Source organism: Williamsia sp. z71 (assembly GCF_059553375.1).
The window spans coordinates 310734-329280 of sequence record NZ_JCANWX010000003.1; the positions used below are offsets into that span (position 1 = coordinate 310734).

The following is an 18547-nucleotide window of genomic DNA, read 5'->3' on the forward strand; positions in this document are numbered from 1 at the left end:
GGGAAGTCCGCTTCTGCGAGGACGGAACTCTGGTCAGCGGACCGAGGGCACCGGCAGGCTGTTCTCGCCTGCCGTGTTCACCTCGAGTTCGGGGCCGGCCGTGACGAACTTGGGGATGAACCAGGCGATCCCGAAGGCAAGGAGCGCGGCGGCACCGCCACAGGCCATGACGATGCGGAATGCGTTCTCGGTCGGAACGTCCGTCGACCCCAGGGTCATCGTCATCTGTGCCAGGATCACCCCGGCGATGGCGCTGGCGAAAGATGTTCCGAGAGAGCGCATCAACGTGTTGAAGCTGTTCGCCGCGCCGGTTTCGGTCGCCGGCACCGCACCCATGATCAGCGCCGGCATGGCGCCGTAGGCCAAACCGATGCCGAAGCCGATGATGATCGAGATGAGCACCATCTGCCAGACCGAGTGCATGAACATCACGCCGGTCCCGTAGGCGATGGCCACGGCGACCGCACCACACATCAGCGTGGTCTTGGGGCCTCGGGTGGTGGTGATGTGCGCGGACAGTGGAGAGACCAGCATCATCATCAACCCGGAGGGTGCCATCACGACGCCCGCGACCAGCATCGACTGTCCGAGGCCGTAGCCGGTGGCGGTCGGCAACTGCAAGACCTGCGGAAAGACCAGACTCATCGAGAACATGGCGAACCCCAGGACGATCGAGGCCATGTTGGTGAAGAGCACCTGGGGTCGGACACTGACCCGCAGATCGACCAGCGGGTGCCGTACCCGTAGTTCCCACCAGGCCCACAGGACAAAGGAAATCGCGGCCAGGATCGCCAGGCCGATGGTCGTCGGTGAGGTCCAACCCCAGTCGCCGCCCTTGGAGATCGCGAGCAGCATGGAGACCAGGGCGACCGACAGCGACAGTGCCCCACCGAAATCGAAGCGTCCTCCGGTTCGGATGTTCGTCTCGGGGACGACGATGATCACCAGCACGGCGGCGATGACACCGAGGGCGGCCCCGGTCCAGAACAGGACGTGCCAGTTGGAGAACTCGGCGATCAGGGCGGCGATGGGCAGACCCAGTGCGCTGCCGACGCCGAGAGATGAGCTCATGGTCGCGACGGCACCGGGAAGCTTCTTGACCGGCAGCATGTCGCGCATGACGCTGATGCCGAGGGGGATGACACCGGCCGCCATGCCCTGCAGTGACCGTCCCACGATGAGCGTGACGACATCGGTGGCCAGGGCGCTGACCATGGAACCGGCGATCAGGAGTGAGAAGCAGATCAGCAGTATGCGGCGTTTGCCGAACATGTCGCCGAGACGGCCCATCATCGGGACGGAGACACCGGCGGCCAGGAGCGTGGCGGTGATCGCCCAGGCGGTGTTGGACGCCGACGCGTTCAACAGTCCCGGCAACAGGGGTATGACCGGAATGATCATGGTGTGCGTCAGGGCGGCGACCACCCCGGAGAACGCCAGGACAGCGACGATCGCCGTCGGTTTGGCATCGGTCTGCGGTTCGGGGCCGGAGCGTTCGGCGGTCGACATCGGCAGACTCCATCAGGCGCGCGTTCGAGTACATCAGTCAATTGACTTAGGTAAAACTAGATCCAGATTGTGGTTTAGTCAACTAACAGTCCTCGGACGTGACCTACGTCATCGATGCCCAAATTTGGACATTGTGAATCACTGCTAAAGCAGCTGATTGACCATGTGCCCGAATGGCGGTTGAATGGCCTCAGGAACAGGGCTCATCCTGTGGGTCCTGGTCTCCAATCACAACTCGGAAGTGAGTCGATGACTGCGACGGCTGGATCAAAATCGACGCGTGCAGCGGCGACGCGAGAGCTCATCCTCACCGCTGCCGAACGGCTCTTCGCCGAAGAGGGTGTCTTTGCGATTTCGAATCGTCAGGTGAGCGAGGCGGCGGGACAAGGCAACAATGCGGCCGTCGGCTATCACTTCGGTACCAAGACCGATCTGGTCCTGGCGATTGTCAACAAGCACTCGTTGCAGGTCGAGGAGGCCCGCGCGCGAATGTTGGAATCGACCGAGGGGTTGACCGACATCCGCGCGTGGATCTCGTGTCTGGTCCTGCCGTCGACCCAACACATGGCGCAGCTCGGGACCCCGAGCTGGTACGCCCGGTTCAACGCACAGGTGCAGACCGATCCGTCGCTCCGCGTGCTGGCGTACCAGGAGACCGAACGGGTCTCCCCATCGTTGACCACCCTGGTACAGGGCCTTGGTTCGGCCGTCGAACATCTGCCGCCGGAGACCCGCAAGGCGCGCGCCACCATGGGCCGGCACCTGATGACCCACATGACCGCCGAACGCGAACTCCAGCTCGCCTCCGACGACAATGCCGATGCGGCGAGCTGGGACGATTTCGGAACAGAACTGATCGATGCGATCGCGGGTATCTGGAATGCACCTGTGACCCGCTGACCGCCTCACACGACACAGGCCGGCCACCCGATGACGGGTCGCCGGCCTGTGTTCTTGTGTCTGGATTACTTGGCGACCGGCCGATGGAATGCGGCCAGCTGCGCGCCGGCTGCCACCAGTCCGACGCCCGCGGCCAGGGCCGCACCCTGGTTCGGGCTGAGCTTGCCGTCCAACCCGAGGGCGCGGTCGACGCTGAAGCGGCCGGGTCCGATGGCCGCCAGGGCCACAGCGGCCGCAGCCAGGTTGGCGACGTACTCCCAGCCCTCAGAGGTGATGAAGAAACCGTTCGGCTGATGCACCGACCGGGCGGCCACCGCCATGGTGCCGACCACGGCGGCCGCGGCGAGCGGAGTGCCGGCTCCGGCGACGATCGCCGTTCCGGCCCCGACCTCCACCACGGCAGAGGCCTGCGCCTGCAGTTTCGGCTGACGGAAACCGATCGAACCGAACCAGCCGGCAGTGCCGTCCAGGCTGCGGCCGTGCTTGAGGCCATGGGCGATCATGGTCCCGCCGATGGCGGCACGAAGCAGCAACTGCACGGCGGTGTGGTCGGATTTCGGTGCGCGGAACAGGCTTGTCATCGGTGCGGGGACCCTTCGTTCGGTACGTGTGCGTCAAATCTCACTAATGAAGGGTGTACCACCTCGTCACACCTGGCGGCCCGGGAGGGGCCGAACGCGCTGGTCCTACGGCAGTAGTGCGGCTCGGCCGACCGTGATCGTGACCGCTCCATCCTTCCGTGCCAAGGTGCCTGGTGACGGGGTCTGATCGAGGATCTTGCCGTCGTCGGAACTGCCCAGCGGGACGTTGCGCGGGACCGTCGTGACGGTGCCGCGTTCCCACCCGGCCGTCGTCAGCTGTGTCTCTGCCTGGGCGGCGGTACGTCCACGCAGATCGGGCACCACGTACATGTTGCCGCGACTGACCGTCACCTGGATGACGCTGCCCTCCTCGACCTCTTCACCGGCGTTCGGTGAGGTGCTGATGACCGTGCCCTGGGGCAGTTCGGAATCGGCCTCGATCGGTGAGATCTCCAGGTCCAGCTGCGTCAGGTTGGTCCGCGCCTGCTCCAGTCGCTGCCCGGTGAGGTCCGGCACGGTGACAAGGCGGGGACCGGTACCGACCTGGATGGTGATCAGCGTGGTGACGGGCTGGGTGCTGCGGGCGGCCGGATTGGTCCCGACCACCTTGCCCGTGAGGTCGGCGGTGGAGTTGATCTCGACCGATCTGACGTTCCCGAACCCGAGATTGTTCAGTTCGGCGGTCGCCGCCTCGAGGGTGCGTCCCCGAAGATCGGGCACCTGCTGACGTTGCGGGCCGGCCGAGACGTACAGCGTGACCGTCGACCCCTTGTCGGCCGACACGCCCTCACCCGGTGTGGTCCGGGTCGGATTCCCTTCGGGCACGCTGTCGCTCGGTTCGTCCCGCTGATTGACGCGGAAGCCGAGTGTCTCCAGTTCGGCGCGCGCATCGGCGGCGGACATGTCCGTGACCCGTGGGATGGAGATCTGTGGCGTCTCATCCGACGCCCAGGGCTGGATCAACAGCAAGGTGACGGCCACGACCGCCAGTAACGCAAGTGCGCTCGTCGCCGCATATTTCAGGGCCTTGCGGCTCTTCGGCGGCGGGTCGTCATCGTCGCGGCCATGTGAGCCGGTCGCGCCGACCCGGGCAACGCGGGCGCGCGGCCCGGTGTCGATCAGCGAGGTCCGGTCCTCGTCGCTCATCACCATCGGTGCACTCGGCTTGCCGCCGGCGAGCACCTTGATCAGATCCGACCGCATCTCGGCGGCCGACTGGTATCGGTTGGCCGGGTTCTTGCTCATGGCCTTGAGCACGATCGAGTCGAGTTCGGGTGGGATACCCGGACGCACCGCCGACGGGATGGGCGGATCCTCCCGGACGTGCTGGTACGCCACGGCCACGGGGGAGTCACCGGTGAACGGCGGCTCTCCGGTGAGCAGCTCGAAGAGCACACAGCCCAGCGAGTACACGTCGCTGCGGGCGTCGACACTCTCTCCGCGGGCTTGTTCCGGCGACAGGTACTGTGCGGTGCCGATGACCGCAGCCGTCTGGGTCATCGAGTTACCGGTGTCCGACATCGCTCGGGCGATACCGAAGTCCATCACCTTGACCGCGCCGGACTTGTCGATCATGATGTTCGCCGGCTTCACGTCGCGGTGGACGATGCCGTTCTGGTGCGAGAAGTGCAGGGCGGCAGCAACATCGGCGATCCAGGTCATCGCCTGGCGGGGACTGACATGGCCTTCGGCCCGCAGCACGTCGCGCAGGGTTTCGCCGTCGACGAACTCCATCACGATGAAGGGCAGGGGCCCCTCGGGTGTCTCGGCCTCGCCGGTGTCGAACACCGACACGATGGTCGGGTGATTCAGCGCCGCCGCGTTCTGCGCCTCCCGCCGGAAGCGGAGGTAGAAGGTGGGGTCGCGCGCGAGGTCGGCGCGCAGCACCTTGATCGCGACGTCGCGATGCAGCAGCAGGTCGCGGGCGAGGTGCACCTCGGACATGCCACCGAAACCGAGCGTCTCGCCCAGCTCATAGCGTTCTGAAACCTGCCTCGGGACAGCCATCAACCACCGTTCCCTGAATCAGGACGCGTGGTCGTGGTCGTGGACGCGTCGTCGTCTGGCTCGGAATCGCTCTCTTCACGGGCCGGCAACCCCGGGATCGAGATGGTCGGCAGGGTGAAGATCGGGCTTCGTTCCGTGGTCGTCGTGGTGGTCGGCTCCGGCGTGGTGGTGGTCGTGGTGTCCTCGGTGGTCGTCGTGGTGGTCGTGGTGGTGGTCCGCGTGGTGGTGGTGGTCGTTTCCTCGGTGGTCGGTGCCACGGTGGTGGTCGTCGTGGTCCGGGGCCGCGACGAACTCGGTGTCGGGGTGTCAGAGTCGTCGTTGGACGACATCAGCAGGAAACCGACCGCGATGAGCGCGCCGAGGAGCAGCAGCACGGCGACGGCGGCCAGCGCTTTCTGTCCGCCCGACCAGCCGTCCTGCGACCCGGGCGGCGGCGTTACCGGCCCATTCGGGGGCGGGGTGGCGCGAACGGCGCTGGTGGTGGCCGGCGGAGCCATTGCCGCGGTGGCGGGGCGGGACACGGCCGCTGCTGCCGCTGCCGACCCGGGCGGCGGTGGACGACGGCCGGCACGTACGGCTGCGACGGCGTTGGCGAACTCGCCGCCGTCGGCGTATCGCTGATGGGGGTCCTTGGCCATCGTGATCTCGATGAGTTCACGGACATTGGCAGGCAGATCCGTCGGCAGCGGGGGCGCTTCCTCGCGGATGTGCTTCATCGCCACGGTGATGGCGCCGTCCCCGAGGAACGGCCGACGACCGGAGATCGCCTCGTAGCCGACAACTCCGAGCGAGTACACGTCCGAGGCCGCGGTCGCGTCTTCACCGAGGGCCTGCTCGGGAGAGATGTACTGCGCGGTGCCCATCACCATGCCGGTCTGGGTGACCGGTGCGGCGTCGACGGCCTTGGCGATGCCGAAGTCGGTGATCTTCACCTGCCCGGTGGGGGTGATCAGGATGTTGCCGGGTTTGACGTCGCGGTGCACCAGGCCGGCATCGTGCGCGGCCTTGAGAGCCCGGCCGGTCTGCTCGAGCATGTCCAGGGCGTTGTGCAACGACAGGCGTCCGACGCGGGACAGCACCGCATTGAGCGGCTCACCGTTGACCAGTTCCATCACCAGGTAGGCGACGGACCCGGCACCCGGGTCCTGCGCCTCGCCGTAGTCGAAGACGTTGGCGATGCCCGGATGATTCAGCTGGGCGGTGGTGCGGGCCTCGGTGCGGAAACGCTCGAGGAACTCGGGGTCGTCGGAGAACTCTGCCTTGAGCACCTTCACGGCGACGCGCCGGCCCAGCCTGGTGTCCATGGTTTCCCACACCTGGCCCATACCGCCGGTCGCGATCAACCGCATCAGCCGATAGCGGCCGGCGATGGTCGTCCCACCTTGCAAACTCACGCGGTCACCCTTCACCTACGAGCGCGTTGATGACCGCGCGCCCGATTGGAGCGGCCGAGGAGCCGCCCGTTGCCTGTAGTCCCCCGTCGCCGTTCTCGACGATCACCGCAACCGCGACCTTGGCATTGCTCGACGGCCCGAACGCGATGTACCAGGCGTACGGGGTCTCGTCGGCGCCCTGGGTGTCGGAGTGTTCGGCGGTGCCGGTCTTCGATGCGATCGGCACCGGTCCGCCGGCACCCGTGGTGTTGCGCTCGGAATCGATCATCATCTCGGTCAGCGTGGCCGCTGTCTGTGCGGAGATCGGTTCGTTGAGCGCGTTCGGTCGGGTGGTGTGCAGTGTCTTGAGGTCGGGAGCCTGGAGTTTATCCACGAGATACGGCTGCATGCGAACTCCACCGTTGGCGATCGTTGCCGCGATCATCGCATTCTGGATCGGGGTGAACCGGACATCACGCTGGCCGATGGAGCTCTGGCCGAGTGCGGCGAGGTCGGGGATCGGGCCGACGGTCGACTCGGCGACCGGGAGCGGCGTGTCGGGCAGCTTGGCGTCGACGCCGAAGGCATTGGCCTGCTTCTTGACCGTCTCGACCGGATTCTGGAGCTTCGAGGTCGACAGGTCGACGAACGCCGTGTTGCACGAATACTCCAGCGCCTGGTGCATCGTGACGGTGCCGCCACTGGAGGCGGGGCAGGTCTGGTTGCCGTAGTTGGTCAGCGAGGTCTGCGTGTTCGGCAGGACGATGCTGTTGTCGGCGGTCAGCCGGGTGCTCTCGTCGATGCCCTCCTCGAGCGCGGCTGCCGCGGTGATCACCTTGAACGTCGAACCGGGTGGGTAGGTCTCGTTCAGTGCGCGGTTTAGCATCGGCTGGTATCCGGTGGCATCGCCCGGATTCCACGCGGCCCAGGCGTCTTCCCGCACGGTCGCGTCGTGGCTGGCCAGCAGGTTCGGGTTGTAGCTGGGGGTGGAGACCATCGCCAGGATCGCGCCGGTGCTGGGATCGAGGGCGACCACGGCCCCGCGACAACCCCCGTTGCAGCCTGCCGACATCTGGTCGTAGGCGACCTGCTGAGCCCGCGGGTTGATGGTGGTGATCACATTGCCGCCGCGCGGGTCGCGCCCGGAGAACATGTCGGCGAACCGTTGCCCGAACAGCCGGTCGTCGTTGCCGTTGAGGAATGAATCCTCGGCTTGTTCGAGACCGGAACTGCCGTACTGGAACGAGTAATAGCCGGTGACCGGCGCATATGCGTCTGCCCACGGGTTCGGGTAGGTGCGCAGGTACTGCAGTCGGTCGTCGGTGGGGACGGACTGGGCGATGACGTCGTTGCCCGCGGTGATCTGACCCCGCTGGCGGGAGTACTCGTCGAGCAGCACCCGCTGGTTGCGGGGATCGGCGCGGAGGTCGTCGGCCTTGAAGACCTGGACATAGGTGGCGTTGATCAGCAGCGCGAGGATGATCACCATGACTGCCGTCACCACACGACGGATGGGGATGTTCATGGGCGTTTCACCATTTGCGTGGGTGCATCTGCGATCGGAGTCGGTTTCTTCTTGGTCGGGTCGGGTTCACGCGCGGCGTTGGACACGCGGAGCAGCAGCGCCACCAGGATGTAGTTCGCCAGCAGCGACGAACCGCCGTACGACATGAACGGCGTGGTCAGACCGGTCAGCGGAATCAGTTTGGTGACACCACCGACCACCACGAAGATCTGCATCACCAGGGTGAACGACAGGCCGGTGGCGAGCAGTTTGCCGAAGCTGTCGCGGACCATGATCCCGGTTCGCAGACCGCGGGTGATCAGGATGAGGAAGAGCATCAGGATCGCGGCCAGCCCGACCAGACCGAGTTCCTCGCCGATCGTCGCGATGATGAAGTCGGTGTTGGCGAACGGCACGATGTTCGGCCGGCCCGAACCGAGCCCGGTCCCGAAAACCCCGCCGGTGGCCAGGCCGAACAGTCCCTGGCCGACCTGATATCCCTGACCGTAGAAGTCGTTGAACGGGTCCTGCCAGATGCTGACCCGCACCTGCAGATGCGAGAACAGCTGGTAGGCGAAGATCGCCCCGAGCGAGAACAGACTGATGCCGATGATGAGCCAGCTGACCCGTTCGGTCGCCACGTAGAGCATCACCAACATCGTCGTGAAGACGAGCAGTGACGTGCCCAGGTCGCGCTCGAACGCGAGGACCCCGATCGAGATGACCCAGGCGGCCAGCAGCGGACCGAGGTCGCGGGCGCGGGGCAGGTCCATGCCGAGGAAATGCTTGCCCGCGGTGGTGAACAGGTCGCGCTTCGAGACGAGCAGGGACGCGGTGAAGATGATGATCAGGATCTTCGAGAACTCACCGGGCTGGATGTTGAACAGCGGCGTGCGGATCCAGATCTTGGAACCGTTGATCTCCGACATCGACGACGGCAGGATCGCCGGGATGGCCAGGAAGATCAGGCCGCCCAGGCCGAGGATGTAGCTGTACCGCGACAATGTGCGGTGGTCGCGGATCAGGATCAGGACCGCGACGAACGCGATGATGCCCAAGACCGCCCACAGCACCTGCTGATCGGCGTCGTGGGTGCGGTCGATGGGACTGGCGGTCTCGCCGTTCTGTCCGGTGCCGAGGTCGAGGCGATGGATGATCACCAGGCCCAGCCCGTTCAGGGTCGCCACCAAGGGCAGGATCACCGGGTCGGCGTACGGCGCGAACCGGCGGACCACCAGGTGCGCGAACCCGAAGAGCAGCATATAGGCGCCGATGTATTTGGCGATATCCCAAGTGACGCTTTGGGATTGGGCAACCTGCACCAGGATCAACGCGGCGAAGACGATGACGGTGGACAGGCCGAGCAGGGCGAGCTCGAAATTACGTCCGGTGTAGGGGCGGGCGGGCCCCGCTGCCGGTGGCTGTTGGGTGACGGCGGCCTGTGACATCAGCGGCCCCGACAGTTCCCCGGCGGTGTTGCCGGTGTCGTCGACAGCGGCGGCATCGTGCCGGCCGTGCCGGATTGCGGAGCGACGGTGGAGGGTGCGGTCGACTCACCGGGCCGCGGTGAACCGGTTTGCGGCGCCGGTGTCTGTGGTTGCGGGGTGACCGCTTCGGTGGAGGCCGATGCTTCTTCCGGGCACAACGGCAGCAGGTTGTCCATCAGGGCGCGGACCTGTGCTTCGGCGTCCCCGAGTGACACCGGGTCGCGGCCGTCGAGGGAGGCCGGCGCCGTGCCGGTCAGGTCGGAGACCTCCAGGGGCACGCAGTCGTCGGGCCGGTTGTCGTAATCGGCCAGGGTGACTGTGGGGTTGTCGGTGTCCATGTCATGGGTGCAGGTGATCTTGCTCAGCTCGTGCAGGCTCATCCCGAGGACCGAGCCCTGCAGTCCCCGGTAGACCACGACCTGACTGTCGGATTGGCCCACATAGTAGTTCGAGCGGACGATCGCCCGGCCGATGAACAGTCCGCCGATCAGCAGGGCGATGATCGCCACGGCGATGCCGGCCAGGATCCATTTACGACGGGGGTGCGCCGGGCGCGGCTCGGGGTCGGGGGTGCCGATCGTCGGGCGACGCGGGGACTGCGCGGGCGGGCGCAACGCCGCTGCCCGTCCGGCCGAGGTGCTCGGATCGGGGACGTACTCCTGGTCGTCGCCACCGGCGGCGCCACCGACGATCGGCCGGCTCTCGCCGTAGTCGACGTCGACGACATCGGCGACGACCACGGTGACGTTGTCGGGACCGCCGCCGCGCAGCGCGAGTTCGATGAGCCGATCGGCGCACTCGCGGTGGTTCTCGACCGACGACATGGTGTCCCGGATCGTCTCTTCGCTGACCACGTCGGACAGGCCGTCGCTGCAGAGCAGATAACGGTCGCCGGCCCGGGCTTCGCGCACGGTCAGCGTCGGTTCGACCTCGGTGCCGGTCAGGGCCCGCATGATCAGTGAGCGTTGTGGATGCGTGTGGGCTTCCTCGGCCGTGATCCGGCCTTCTTCGACGAGGGTCTGCACAAACGTGTCGTCGCGGGTGATCTGGGTGAGCTGGCCGTCGCGCAGCAGATACCCGCGGGAATCACCGATGTGGCAGAGCCCCAGCCGGGAGCCGGCGAACAGGATCGCGGTCAGTGTGGTCCCCATGCCGTCGAGCTCGGGGGCCTCGGCGACCTGGTCGGCGATCGCCTGATTGCCGCGCCTGGTGGCGGCGTCGAGTTTGGCGAGCAGGTCCCCACCGGGCTCGTCGTCGTCGAGGGGACGCAGCGCCTGGATCACCAGCTGGCTGGCGACCTCACCGGCCGCGTGACCGCCCATGCCGTCGGCGAGGGCGAGTAGTCGGGCACCGGCGTAAACCGAATCTTCGTTGTTGGCGCGGACCAGGCCACGGTCGCTCCGCGCGATATAGCGCAAAACCAGTGTCACGGGCGCAACTCAATCACGGTTTTGCCCACGCGTACCGGAGTTGCGAGGGGCACCCGCACGGCGGTGGTCACTTTTGACCGGTCGAGGTACGTGCCGTTGGTGGATCCGAGGTCTTCGACGTACCAGTCGTCGCCGCGGCGGATCAGGCGTGCGTGACGCTCGGAGGCGTATTCGTCGGTGAGGACGAGGGTGGAGTCGTCGGCCCGTCCGAGCAGGACGGGCTGGGTGCCCAGCGTGATGCGGGTGTTGGCCAGCGCACCATGGGTGACCACCAGATATCGGGCGGCGCCTTTGACCCGGGCAGGGGAGCCCTGGGTGCGCCGTTCGAACCGGGTCGGCGGTCGTTGGCCCGTCGCGGCATAGACATCGCTGCGGATCACCCGGAGGACAGCCCAGATCATCAGCCACAACAGCAGCAGGAAACCGACACGCGTCAGCTGCAGCACTATGCCTTGCACGTTTTCTCACCTCCTGGGCCAGCCATCAAAGTCCAATGCATCTTATGGCCCAGTGGCCTCTATGTAGGTAGTCGGACGTGCCAACGCGCGAAGAAAGTGGGTCGGGTCATGACGGGATCGGTGGCCGGAGCCCCCGCGCCCGTCGGGTGATGCGGCTACTGGAAGCGAACGGTGATGTCCGAATGCCCGACGCGGATGCGGTCGCCGTCGGCCAGTTCCCAGCTGCTGACCTGGACATCGTTGACCGTGGTGCCGTTGGTGGAGTTCAGGTCGTTGAGCAGCGCGCTCGACCCGTCCCACCGGATTTCCACGTGTCGACGCGAGACGCCGGTGTCCGGGAGCCGGAACTGGGCGTCCTGTCCGCGGCCGATGACATTGGAACCGTTACGCAATTGAAAGGTGCGGTTGCTGCCGTCTTCGAGCAGCAAGGTGATGGAGCTGGGCGCGTACCCGGCCTGCGGTGCGTAACCCTGTCCGGCGTAGCCGCCCTGCTGATCCGGAGCCGGGTAGCCCTGCTGGTCCCCGTAGCCCTGGTCGTAGCCGCCCTGCTGGTAACCCTGGTCGTATCCGGGCTGTGCGTAGCCGCCCTGCTGACCGTAGGCGGGCTGCTGGGCGTAGCCGCCCTGCTGGAACCCTTGGTCGTAGGCGGGCTGCTGTGGGTAGCCCTGGTCATATCCCTGGTCGTAGCCGCGCTGGTCGTATCCCTGCTGGTCCGGTGCACCGGCACCGGGCTGTTCGGCGGGGTAGCCCTGGTCGTAACCGCCCTGCGGGTAGCCCTGGTCGTAGCCGGGCTGCTGTGCGGCGTAGCCACCCTGGTCATAGCCGGGCTGCTGGGCATAGCCGCCGCCCTGCTGGTAGCCCTGGTCGTAGCCGCGCTGGTCATAACCCTGCGGGTCGTAACCTTCCTGGCGGCTGTACGCCGGGGCATCGGCGTTCTGGTCATCGGGCTGATAGGGCTGCTGACCGTAACCGGGAGGTGGATAGGAGCCCTGTTCGTAACCTCCGCGCTGGTCGTATCCGGAGTTCTTGGTCATGGGAACGGCTCCTACTTGTGGGATTCGGTTTGGTCCTGCGGGTTGCGGCCCAGCCTGTGGACGGGGCGGGGGCGGCCCGGGTGGGCCTACCTGTTGGTCACCCGGTGAGGGTACGGGCATCGGGCGGGCATCGGGGTTGACAGCACCGCGTGCCCGGAATTGACCCGTGTGCAAGGTGGGCGACTGGGCGAACTCGACAACCACTTCGCCGTACGTCTGCCACCCGTTGTCCCGGATGAAGTTCTCGAGGTGCTTGGAGAAGGTCTTGCGATTGAGCTCGTACTCGGCCGCCATCTCCTGATGGTCCGTCGAACTGACCACCAGGGTGTAGGCGTTGGGGGCCAGTTTGCTGCCGTCCCCGAGGTCTTCGAGACGGTCTTCGGCCTCGCGAAAAAGCGCGTTCTCGACCTCTTGAGGTGCTACTTTGCCGCCGAAGACCCGGGCGAAGCCGTCATCTACCGCACCTTCGAGCTTGCGTTCGATTCTTTGCAGAATCCCCATCACCGACGACCTCCTTCCGCAATGTCAGCGTGTCGGCGTGCCAATCGTGCTTTTTGATGATAGCGACTCAACTGTCGCATGGGCACTCCAGGGAGAACATCTGCACCGTCCGCCACAGATGCCCCATGTTTGTCCCCCAATACTGCCGTCATCTCGACGCGATGTCGCGGGCGCGTGGTGCGGGCGAGTCGACACCGCGAGATTCGCGCAGGTCATGGACTTTTTGGCGGCGCCGAGGTCACCGCGGACTTGGGCGGGAAAGTAAACGTAGCCTAAGCTTCGAATGCCTTGTACTCGAAGGTGTGTAGCGCGTCGCCCCAGCTGATCGAACACCCGGAGTTCTGTAGTGACATCGATGGACACGTCTGCCCTGAGACTTTCAGTGGTCATCTGTTGCTTTGCGGATGAACGGCTCTCCGGACTGATCGGGGCCATCGACGCCGCCACCGTGCAGTTGATGCCGGATGATGAGGTCATTGTTGTCGTCGATCACAACAGCGGGCTGCATGCGGAGTTGACGAAGCGATACGACTCCACACCCGGCTCCACACCCCGGGTCGTGGAGAACGCCGGCCCGCAGGGGTTGTCGGGCGCCCGGAACACCGGCGCCGCACTGGCCGACGGCGAGGTGATCGTCTTCCTCGACGACGATGCCCGACTGCGCGCGGGTTCGCTGGCCGCGGCCCGCCAGGCCTTCGCCGCACCGGACGTCGTGTGCATCGGCGGCCGGGTGGTCGCGGATTGGGAGTGCGGCCGGCCGGGCTGGTTCCCCGACGAGTTCGGCTGGGTTGTCGGCTGCGATTACCGAGGCCTGCCGGCCGATGGCGGATCGATCCGTAATCCGATCGGTGCGGCGATGGCGGTCCGCAGGGCAGCACTGACCGCGGCCGGCGGATTCAGCAACCGGCTCGGGCGGGTCGGCGCGGTGCCGGCCGGGTGCGAAGAGACCTTGATGGGCATCGAACTGCAGCGGCAGGATCCGGCCGCCCGGATCATCCGCCACGAGGGCCTGGCCGTCGACCATCTGGTGACCGCCCGACGGAGCACGGTGCGCTACTTCTTGTCCCGCTGCCTGCATGAGGGGCGTTCGAAGGCCGTGCTCGCCTCGATGGTGGGCTCGGGACGCGGCCTTGCCTCCGAGCGCTCCTACGTCCTGCGGACCCTGTCCTCGGGGATCTGGAATCAGTTCAGGGCCGTGCTCGGCGGAGATGTACACGGCTTGGCCCGGGCCCTGATGATGGTCGTCGGGTTGATTGTCACCGCAGCCGCGACGCTGACGTCCTCGCTGGTGGCCAAGATCGGCGCTGTCGGGACCGAACCCGAAGGGCGCCAAGATGTTCCGACCGCCGCGCTGGGCCCCGACGAACTGGTGACCGTGGTGATCCCCACCGTCGGACGCGAATCGCTGCGGCGGACCGTGTCGGCGCTGCTCGATCAGGATCACGACCGGATCGAGATCCTGGTCGTCAACAACCGGCCGGGTCGATCCGACGTGGCGGCACTGCTCGCCGATGTCGCCGATCCCCGGATCCGGATCGTCGACGAAGCGGTACCCGGCGTGTCCGCGGCCCGTAACCGGGGCACCGAGGCCGCCGCCGGTCGGGTGGTGGCGTTCACCGACGACGACGCACTGCCCGATCCCGGGTGGGTGGGGTCGATCCTGGAGAGCTTCCGGGCCGACCCGACCGGGCGGGTGGGTGCGGTCACCGGCCGGGTTCTGTCGACGGAGTCCCCGACCCAGCTGCAGAGCTGGTTCGAGGAGGCGGGCGTCTTCGACAAGGGTCCAGAGCCGGTGGTGTGGGCGCTGCGCCACGATCCGGAGCTCGACGTCCTCGGCGACTTCGGCCCCCACAACATCTTCTTTCCCTTCACCGCCGGTGAATGCGGGAGCGGCAACAACATGGCGTTCCGCCCCGAGGCCCTCAAGCTGATCAACGGCTTCGATCTGCGCCTGGGAACCGGTACACCGGCCCGCGGGGGTGAGGACCTCGACGCGTTCCGCTCACTGCTCCTGCAGGGTGGTGTCATCGCCTACAACCCGAAAGCTGTTGTCTACCATTACCACCGGGACAACATCCCGGATCTTCGTGATCAGAGTTACGGATACGGGACCGGCATGGCGGCGTCGCTGACAAAGCTGGCGCTGAGCCGTTCGGGCCCGGCGATCCTGATCCGGATCCCGGTGGGTCTGCACCGGTTGCTGGCGCCGAACTCGGTGAAGAACAAGGACGTCCCGGCCGAATGGCCGTTGCAGTTACGGCTGATCGAGGTGTGGGGATATCTGACCGGTCCGGTGCTGTTCGTACGCAGTCATTTCCGTCATCGCAAAGCCGGCCGTCAACGATGACCGCGCAGCTCGACCGACCCGCATCCCGGCAACCGGGACCGGGTCCGGCAGACGCGTCGTCGACCGTGCAGGGCCGGTATCCGTGGAATCCCCGGCGGGGTCTGCAGTCGGCCGCCGCCCTGGCGCTGGTTCTGTTGCTGCAGAACCTGCTGGTCGCCACCTCTTCCGAGGACGTGATCCCGGCGCCCGTCCGGATGCTGCTGGTGCTGGTGGGCATGGGTGTGCTGCCCGGATTACCCGTGATCACGATGCTCCGGATCCCGGCACGCTCGATCTCGATCGCGTTGGTGATCGGTGTCTCCTTCGCGGTGAACATCCTGGTGTCGCAGGCGCTCATGGTGGCGCAGTGGTGGAATCCGCTCTGGACCCAATTCGGCCTGGTCGCCGGTGGTCTCGCGTTGTGCGTCGTGGCCGGTGCGGTGGTCCCGCGCGATGCGGCAAGTGTGAACAATCGGATCTTCGCCCCGACATCGTGGTCACGCCGGCGATGGGGACACCTGGCCGCACTGGCGATCTCGTCCGGCCTGTTCGTGCTGGCGGCTGTGCGCACCGACATCGACGAGGCCGGACATTTCGGGATCATCAGCGCCATCAGTCCCGCCTTCGTCGTCGGGCTGGCGGTTTTGGCCGCAAGTCTGGCCTCGTCGCTGCTGGCCCGGCGGATCGACCATCTGACGATGGCGCTGGGCACCGTGCTGCTCATCGGCTACAACACGATGCTGGTGGGCGCGGCGACCGGACAGACCTCGGTACCCACGGCTTTTGTGCACAGCGGTTTCATCGACGTGATCGTCGCCGGTGGCGAGTTACCGCAACAGGTGGATGCGCGGTTCAGCTGGGCCGGAATGTTCTCGGCGTCAGCCCATCTGGTGGAGGTGGCCGGGACCGCGGGGGTCGAAGGACTACTCGTCTGGGCTCCGTTGGTCACCGGCGCCCTGTTCATGGTCCCGCTCTATGCCATCGCGATCCTCATCACCGGGCGGGTTCGTCTGGCCTGGACGGCGGTGGTCCTCTACCAGCTCTTCAACTGGTATCAGCAGGATTACTTTGCACCGCAGTCGATTGCGATGTTCTTCTACGGCACCGTGGTGGCGACCCTGCTCTGGCAACTGCGCTGCGCGCCGCTGCCTGCGCTGGGCCGACCCGGTCTGCGCGCCGGTCGGGCGATCGTGCGCCGCACCCCGGGTCGGGTACCGGGATTCGGCCCGCTCCGGACGGCGGCCGTCGGTGGGGTGCTGCTGGTCTTGATCAGCGCGAACACGGTCACCCATCAGATCACGCCGATCCTGCTGATCGTGGCGCTCGCCTGGTTCTCGCTGCTCGGAGCCACCCGGTACCGAACCCTTTGGCTGGCCGCGGGTTTGATCTTCGCCGCCTGGTTCAGCTACGGGGCCTCGGATTTTTGGCTCGGCCACCTGCAGTCCCTGTTCGACGAGATCGGACAGGTGGGGAACTCGGTCAATCGCGGTGTCGGCCAGCGACTGAGCGGCGATCCGACGTACAAGCAGATGCAATATCTGCGCATCGGTGCCTCGGGATTGTTCGTGTTGGTCGCGTTCGCCGGGTGGCTGTGCTTCCGCCGCAAGCGGACCTGGCTGGTCGGTGGCGCCCTCTGTGGTTCCCCGTTCTTGCTGGTCGCGTTGCAGAGCTATGGCGGCGAGATGCTGATCCGCTGTTTCCTGCTGGCCTCGCCGGTGCTGGCCCCGTTCGCGGCGATGGCGATCGCGGTGGTGTTCGGCCGGGTACGAGCCCTGACGTGGTTCGGTTCCCTGCGCAGGCCCGGAATCGTCGGGGTGATCGCAGCCGCGGCACTGTTGTTGGTGTTCGGATTGATCGGGACGACCAATCGCGGGCTGAACACCGCATTCGAGGCCTCGACCGACGAGGACGTCTCGGTGACACACGCCTTCATCTCCGAGGTCGGGGACAACGCCACGGTCATGTCGTGGAGCTATGCGCCACATACCGTCGGCGTCCGCCGCACCCTGGATCCGGCCGGACCGAAACTCGGTTTCATCGACAGCTTCCCGTGCCTGAACAACCTTTCGGGATGTGCGCTCGAGCGCAACCCCGACTACATCTACGTCACCGAGCAGGGCAAGGGAATGTTGGAGTTGCAGTACGGATTCGACGAGGCCGAATTGGATCGTCAGATCACGATGATGTTGGACAGCGGACGATTCGTCGAAGATGTGCGTGACGGCAGTGTGCTGATCATGCGGAATGTCGATGCCCCGGAGGTCGGTACCAGATGAGTGCAGTGATCTGTTTTGTCGTCGCCGGAGTCCTGATCATCGCCGGTGTGGTTCTGCGGGAGCTCGAGGTGCCCGCGTTCGGGTCGATCGGTCGCGGTAAGCGGGGCCGGTTGCTGAGCGCGGCGATCACCGTGGCGGCCGTCGGCGCTGCGGCTTTCACACTCCAGCGGTTGATCGTGATGGCACTGTGAGGCCACTGCGTCGCGGGTGGCGCCGGCTCGGAACGCTTGCGGTGGCCGCGCTCATGGTGGCCGGTTGTGCGGGCGATGTCAGCAGCGATGTACCCGATGCGGACACCGTGTTGGCAGACGGGACCGCAGCGGGCGCCGACGGGGCATCGGATTCGTGTGTGGCACAGGACCCTCCGGGCGGACTGGGAGTTCCGGACCGGGACGAGAAAGGGTGGATCCTGCGGTTCACCGACGACTTCAATCGGTGTGAGCTGGGCGAGAACTGGAGCACCTACACGGGCCAACCCGGTGGGAATCCGAACAGCCGCTGGGACGATTCGATGGTCGCACTGGGGAATGGGGTGCTTGACCTCAAGGCCGCGCAGCAGTCCGACGGTTGGGTCACCGGCGGTGTCTCGAACTATCCGGTGACTCAGCTCTACGGGCGGTGGCTGGTTCGGATGCGGGCCGACCCGAGTGCCGACATCTCGTATCACATGCTGTTGTGGCCACAGAACGAAACCTGGCCTCCCGAAATCGATTTCGCCGAGAGCGTCAGTGGTGACCGGTCGGAGATGTCGGCGTTCCTGCACTGGGTCGGCGCCGACGGTGAGAACGCGAAGACCAATGCCGAGATCAACGGGGACTTCTCGCAGTGGCATACCGTGGGCGTCGAATGGGGGCCGGGCATCATCCGTTACCTGCTCGACGGAAAGGTCTGGGCGCAGGCCGATTCCGAGATCATGGTTCCGGACATCCCGATGTGGCTGGCATTGCAGGCCGAGGCCGGCGCCTGTGAGCGCCGCATCGACTGGGGCATGACGCCGTGTACCGGTGTCGGTGACCTGCACCCCGACGAGCTGTCGGTCGAGATCGACTGGGTGGCGGTCTATGAAGCCGATCTGCCGACGCTCGAGACGATGTATGGGCAAGGCGAGTTCGATCGGGAGTCGACCACCGCCGAGTTGACCGAACGCTGAGCACCGGGTCG

At 66.3% G+C, this 18547-nt stretch carries 14 protein-coding genes; 5 read left to right on the forward strand and 9 right to left on the reverse strand.

What is annotated here, in order from left to right; genetic code table 11:
* Positions 1-33: 33 nt before the first annotated feature.
* Positions 34-1509: an MFS transporter gene (locus tag AC51GR_RS09630; protein WP_496324402.1), complete on the reverse strand. Its 1476-nt coding sequence runs from the start codon at positions 1507-1509 to the stop codon at positions 34-36.
* A 249-nt stretch (positions 1510-1758) separates the two neighbouring features.
* Here AC51GR_RS09630 and AC51GR_RS09635 point away from each other — a divergent pair, with 249 nt between their 5' ends.
* Positions 1759-2409, forward strand: a complete 651-nt coding sequence (locus AC51GR_RS09635; RefSeq protein WP_496324403.1) for a TetR/AcrR family transcriptional regulator — start codon at positions 1759-1761, stop codon at positions 2407-2409.
* A 65-nt stretch (positions 2410-2474) separates the two neighbouring features.
* Here the strand turns inward: AC51GR_RS09635 and AC51GR_RS09640 are convergent, their stop codons facing one another.
* The 8 genes from AC51GR_RS09640 to AC51GR_RS09675 form a co-directional block, all read right to left on the reverse strand.
* Positions 2475-2990 (reverse strand): DoxX family protein, encoded by a 516-nt coding sequence (locus AC51GR_RS09640; protein ID WP_496324404.1) that lies wholly within the window; start codon positions 2988-2990, stop codon positions 2475-2477.
* A 105-nt stretch (positions 2991-3095) separates the two neighbouring features.
* Positions 3096-4997: a Stk1 family PASTA domain-containing Ser/Thr kinase gene (gene pknB / locus AC51GR_RS09645; protein ID WP_496324405.1), complete on the reverse strand. Its 1902-nt coding sequence runs from the start codon at positions 4995-4997 to the stop codon at positions 3096-3098.
* Positions 4997-6391, reverse strand: a complete 1395-nt coding sequence (locus tag AC51GR_RS09650; RefSeq protein ID WP_496324406.1) for a protein kinase domain-containing protein — start codon at positions 6389-6391, stop codon at positions 4997-4999. The genes pknB and AC51GR_RS09650 overlap by 1 nt, the downstream gene beginning before the upstream one ends.
* Before the next feature lie 4 nt (positions 6392-6395).
* The gene (locus tag AC51GR_RS09655; RefSeq protein WP_496324407.1) at positions 6396-7895 is read right to left on the reverse strand and encodes a peptidoglycan D,D-transpeptidase FtsI family protein; all 1500 of its coding nucleotides are present in this window, start codon (positions 7893-7895) and stop codon (positions 6396-6398) included.
* Positions 7892-9322: an FtsW/RodA/SpoVE family cell cycle protein gene (locus AC51GR_RS09660; protein WP_496324408.1), complete on the reverse strand. Its 1431-nt coding sequence runs from the start codon at positions 9320-9322 to the stop codon at positions 7892-7894. Before AC51GR_RS09660 ends, AC51GR_RS09655 begins: the two co-directional genes overlap by 4 nt.
* Positions 9322-10791: a PP2C family protein-serine/threonine phosphatase gene (locus AC51GR_RS09665; RefSeq protein ID WP_496324409.1), complete on the reverse strand. Its 1470-nt coding sequence runs from the start codon at positions 10789-10791 to the stop codon at positions 9322-9324. Before AC51GR_RS09665 ends, AC51GR_RS09660 begins: the two co-directional genes overlap by 1 nt.
* A complete protein-coding gene (locus AC51GR_RS09670; protein WP_495513842.1) occupies positions 10788-11249 on the reverse strand; it encodes an FHA domain-containing protein FhaB/FipA in 462 nt (153 codons plus the stop codon). Before AC51GR_RS09670 ends, AC51GR_RS09665 begins: the two co-directional genes overlap by 4 nt.
* Before the next feature lie 155 nt (positions 11250-11404).
* The gene (locus AC51GR_RS09675; RefSeq protein ID WP_496324410.1) at positions 11405-12784 is read right to left on the reverse strand and encodes an FHA domain-containing protein; all 1380 of its coding nucleotides are present in this window, start codon (positions 12782-12784) and stop codon (positions 11405-11407) included.
* A 355-nt stretch (positions 12785-13139) separates the two neighbouring features.
* Between AC51GR_RS09675 and AC51GR_RS09680 the strand changes: the two genes are divergently transcribed.
* Genes AC51GR_RS09680 through AC51GR_RS09695 form a run of 4 tightly spaced genes read left to right on the forward strand, consistent with a single transcriptional unit; the run spans position 13140 to position 18536 of the window.
* On the forward strand, positions 13140-15131 hold the full coding sequence (locus AC51GR_RS09680) for a glycosyltransferase (protein ID WP_496324411.1): 1992 nt from the start codon (positions 13140-13142) through the stop codon (positions 15129-15131).
* Positions 15128-17386, forward strand: a complete 2259-nt coding sequence (locus tag AC51GR_RS09685; protein WP_496324412.1) for a hypothetical protein — start codon at positions 15128-15130, stop codon at positions 17384-17386. Before AC51GR_RS09680 ends, AC51GR_RS09685 begins: the two co-directional genes overlap by 4 nt.
* Complete coding sequence (locus tag AC51GR_RS09690) at positions 17383-17577, forward strand: hypothetical protein (RefSeq protein ID WP_496324413.1); 195 nt, start codon at positions 17383-17385, stop codon at positions 17575-17577. The genes AC51GR_RS09685 and AC51GR_RS09690 overlap by 4 nt, the downstream gene beginning before the upstream one ends.
* Entirely contained in the window at positions 17574-18536 is a 963-nt protein-coding gene (locus AC51GR_RS09695) for a glycoside hydrolase family 16 protein (protein WP_496324414.1), read from the forward strand. Before AC51GR_RS09690 ends, AC51GR_RS09695 begins: the two co-directional genes overlap by 4 nt.
* Positions 18537-18547: the final 11 nt, after the last annotated feature.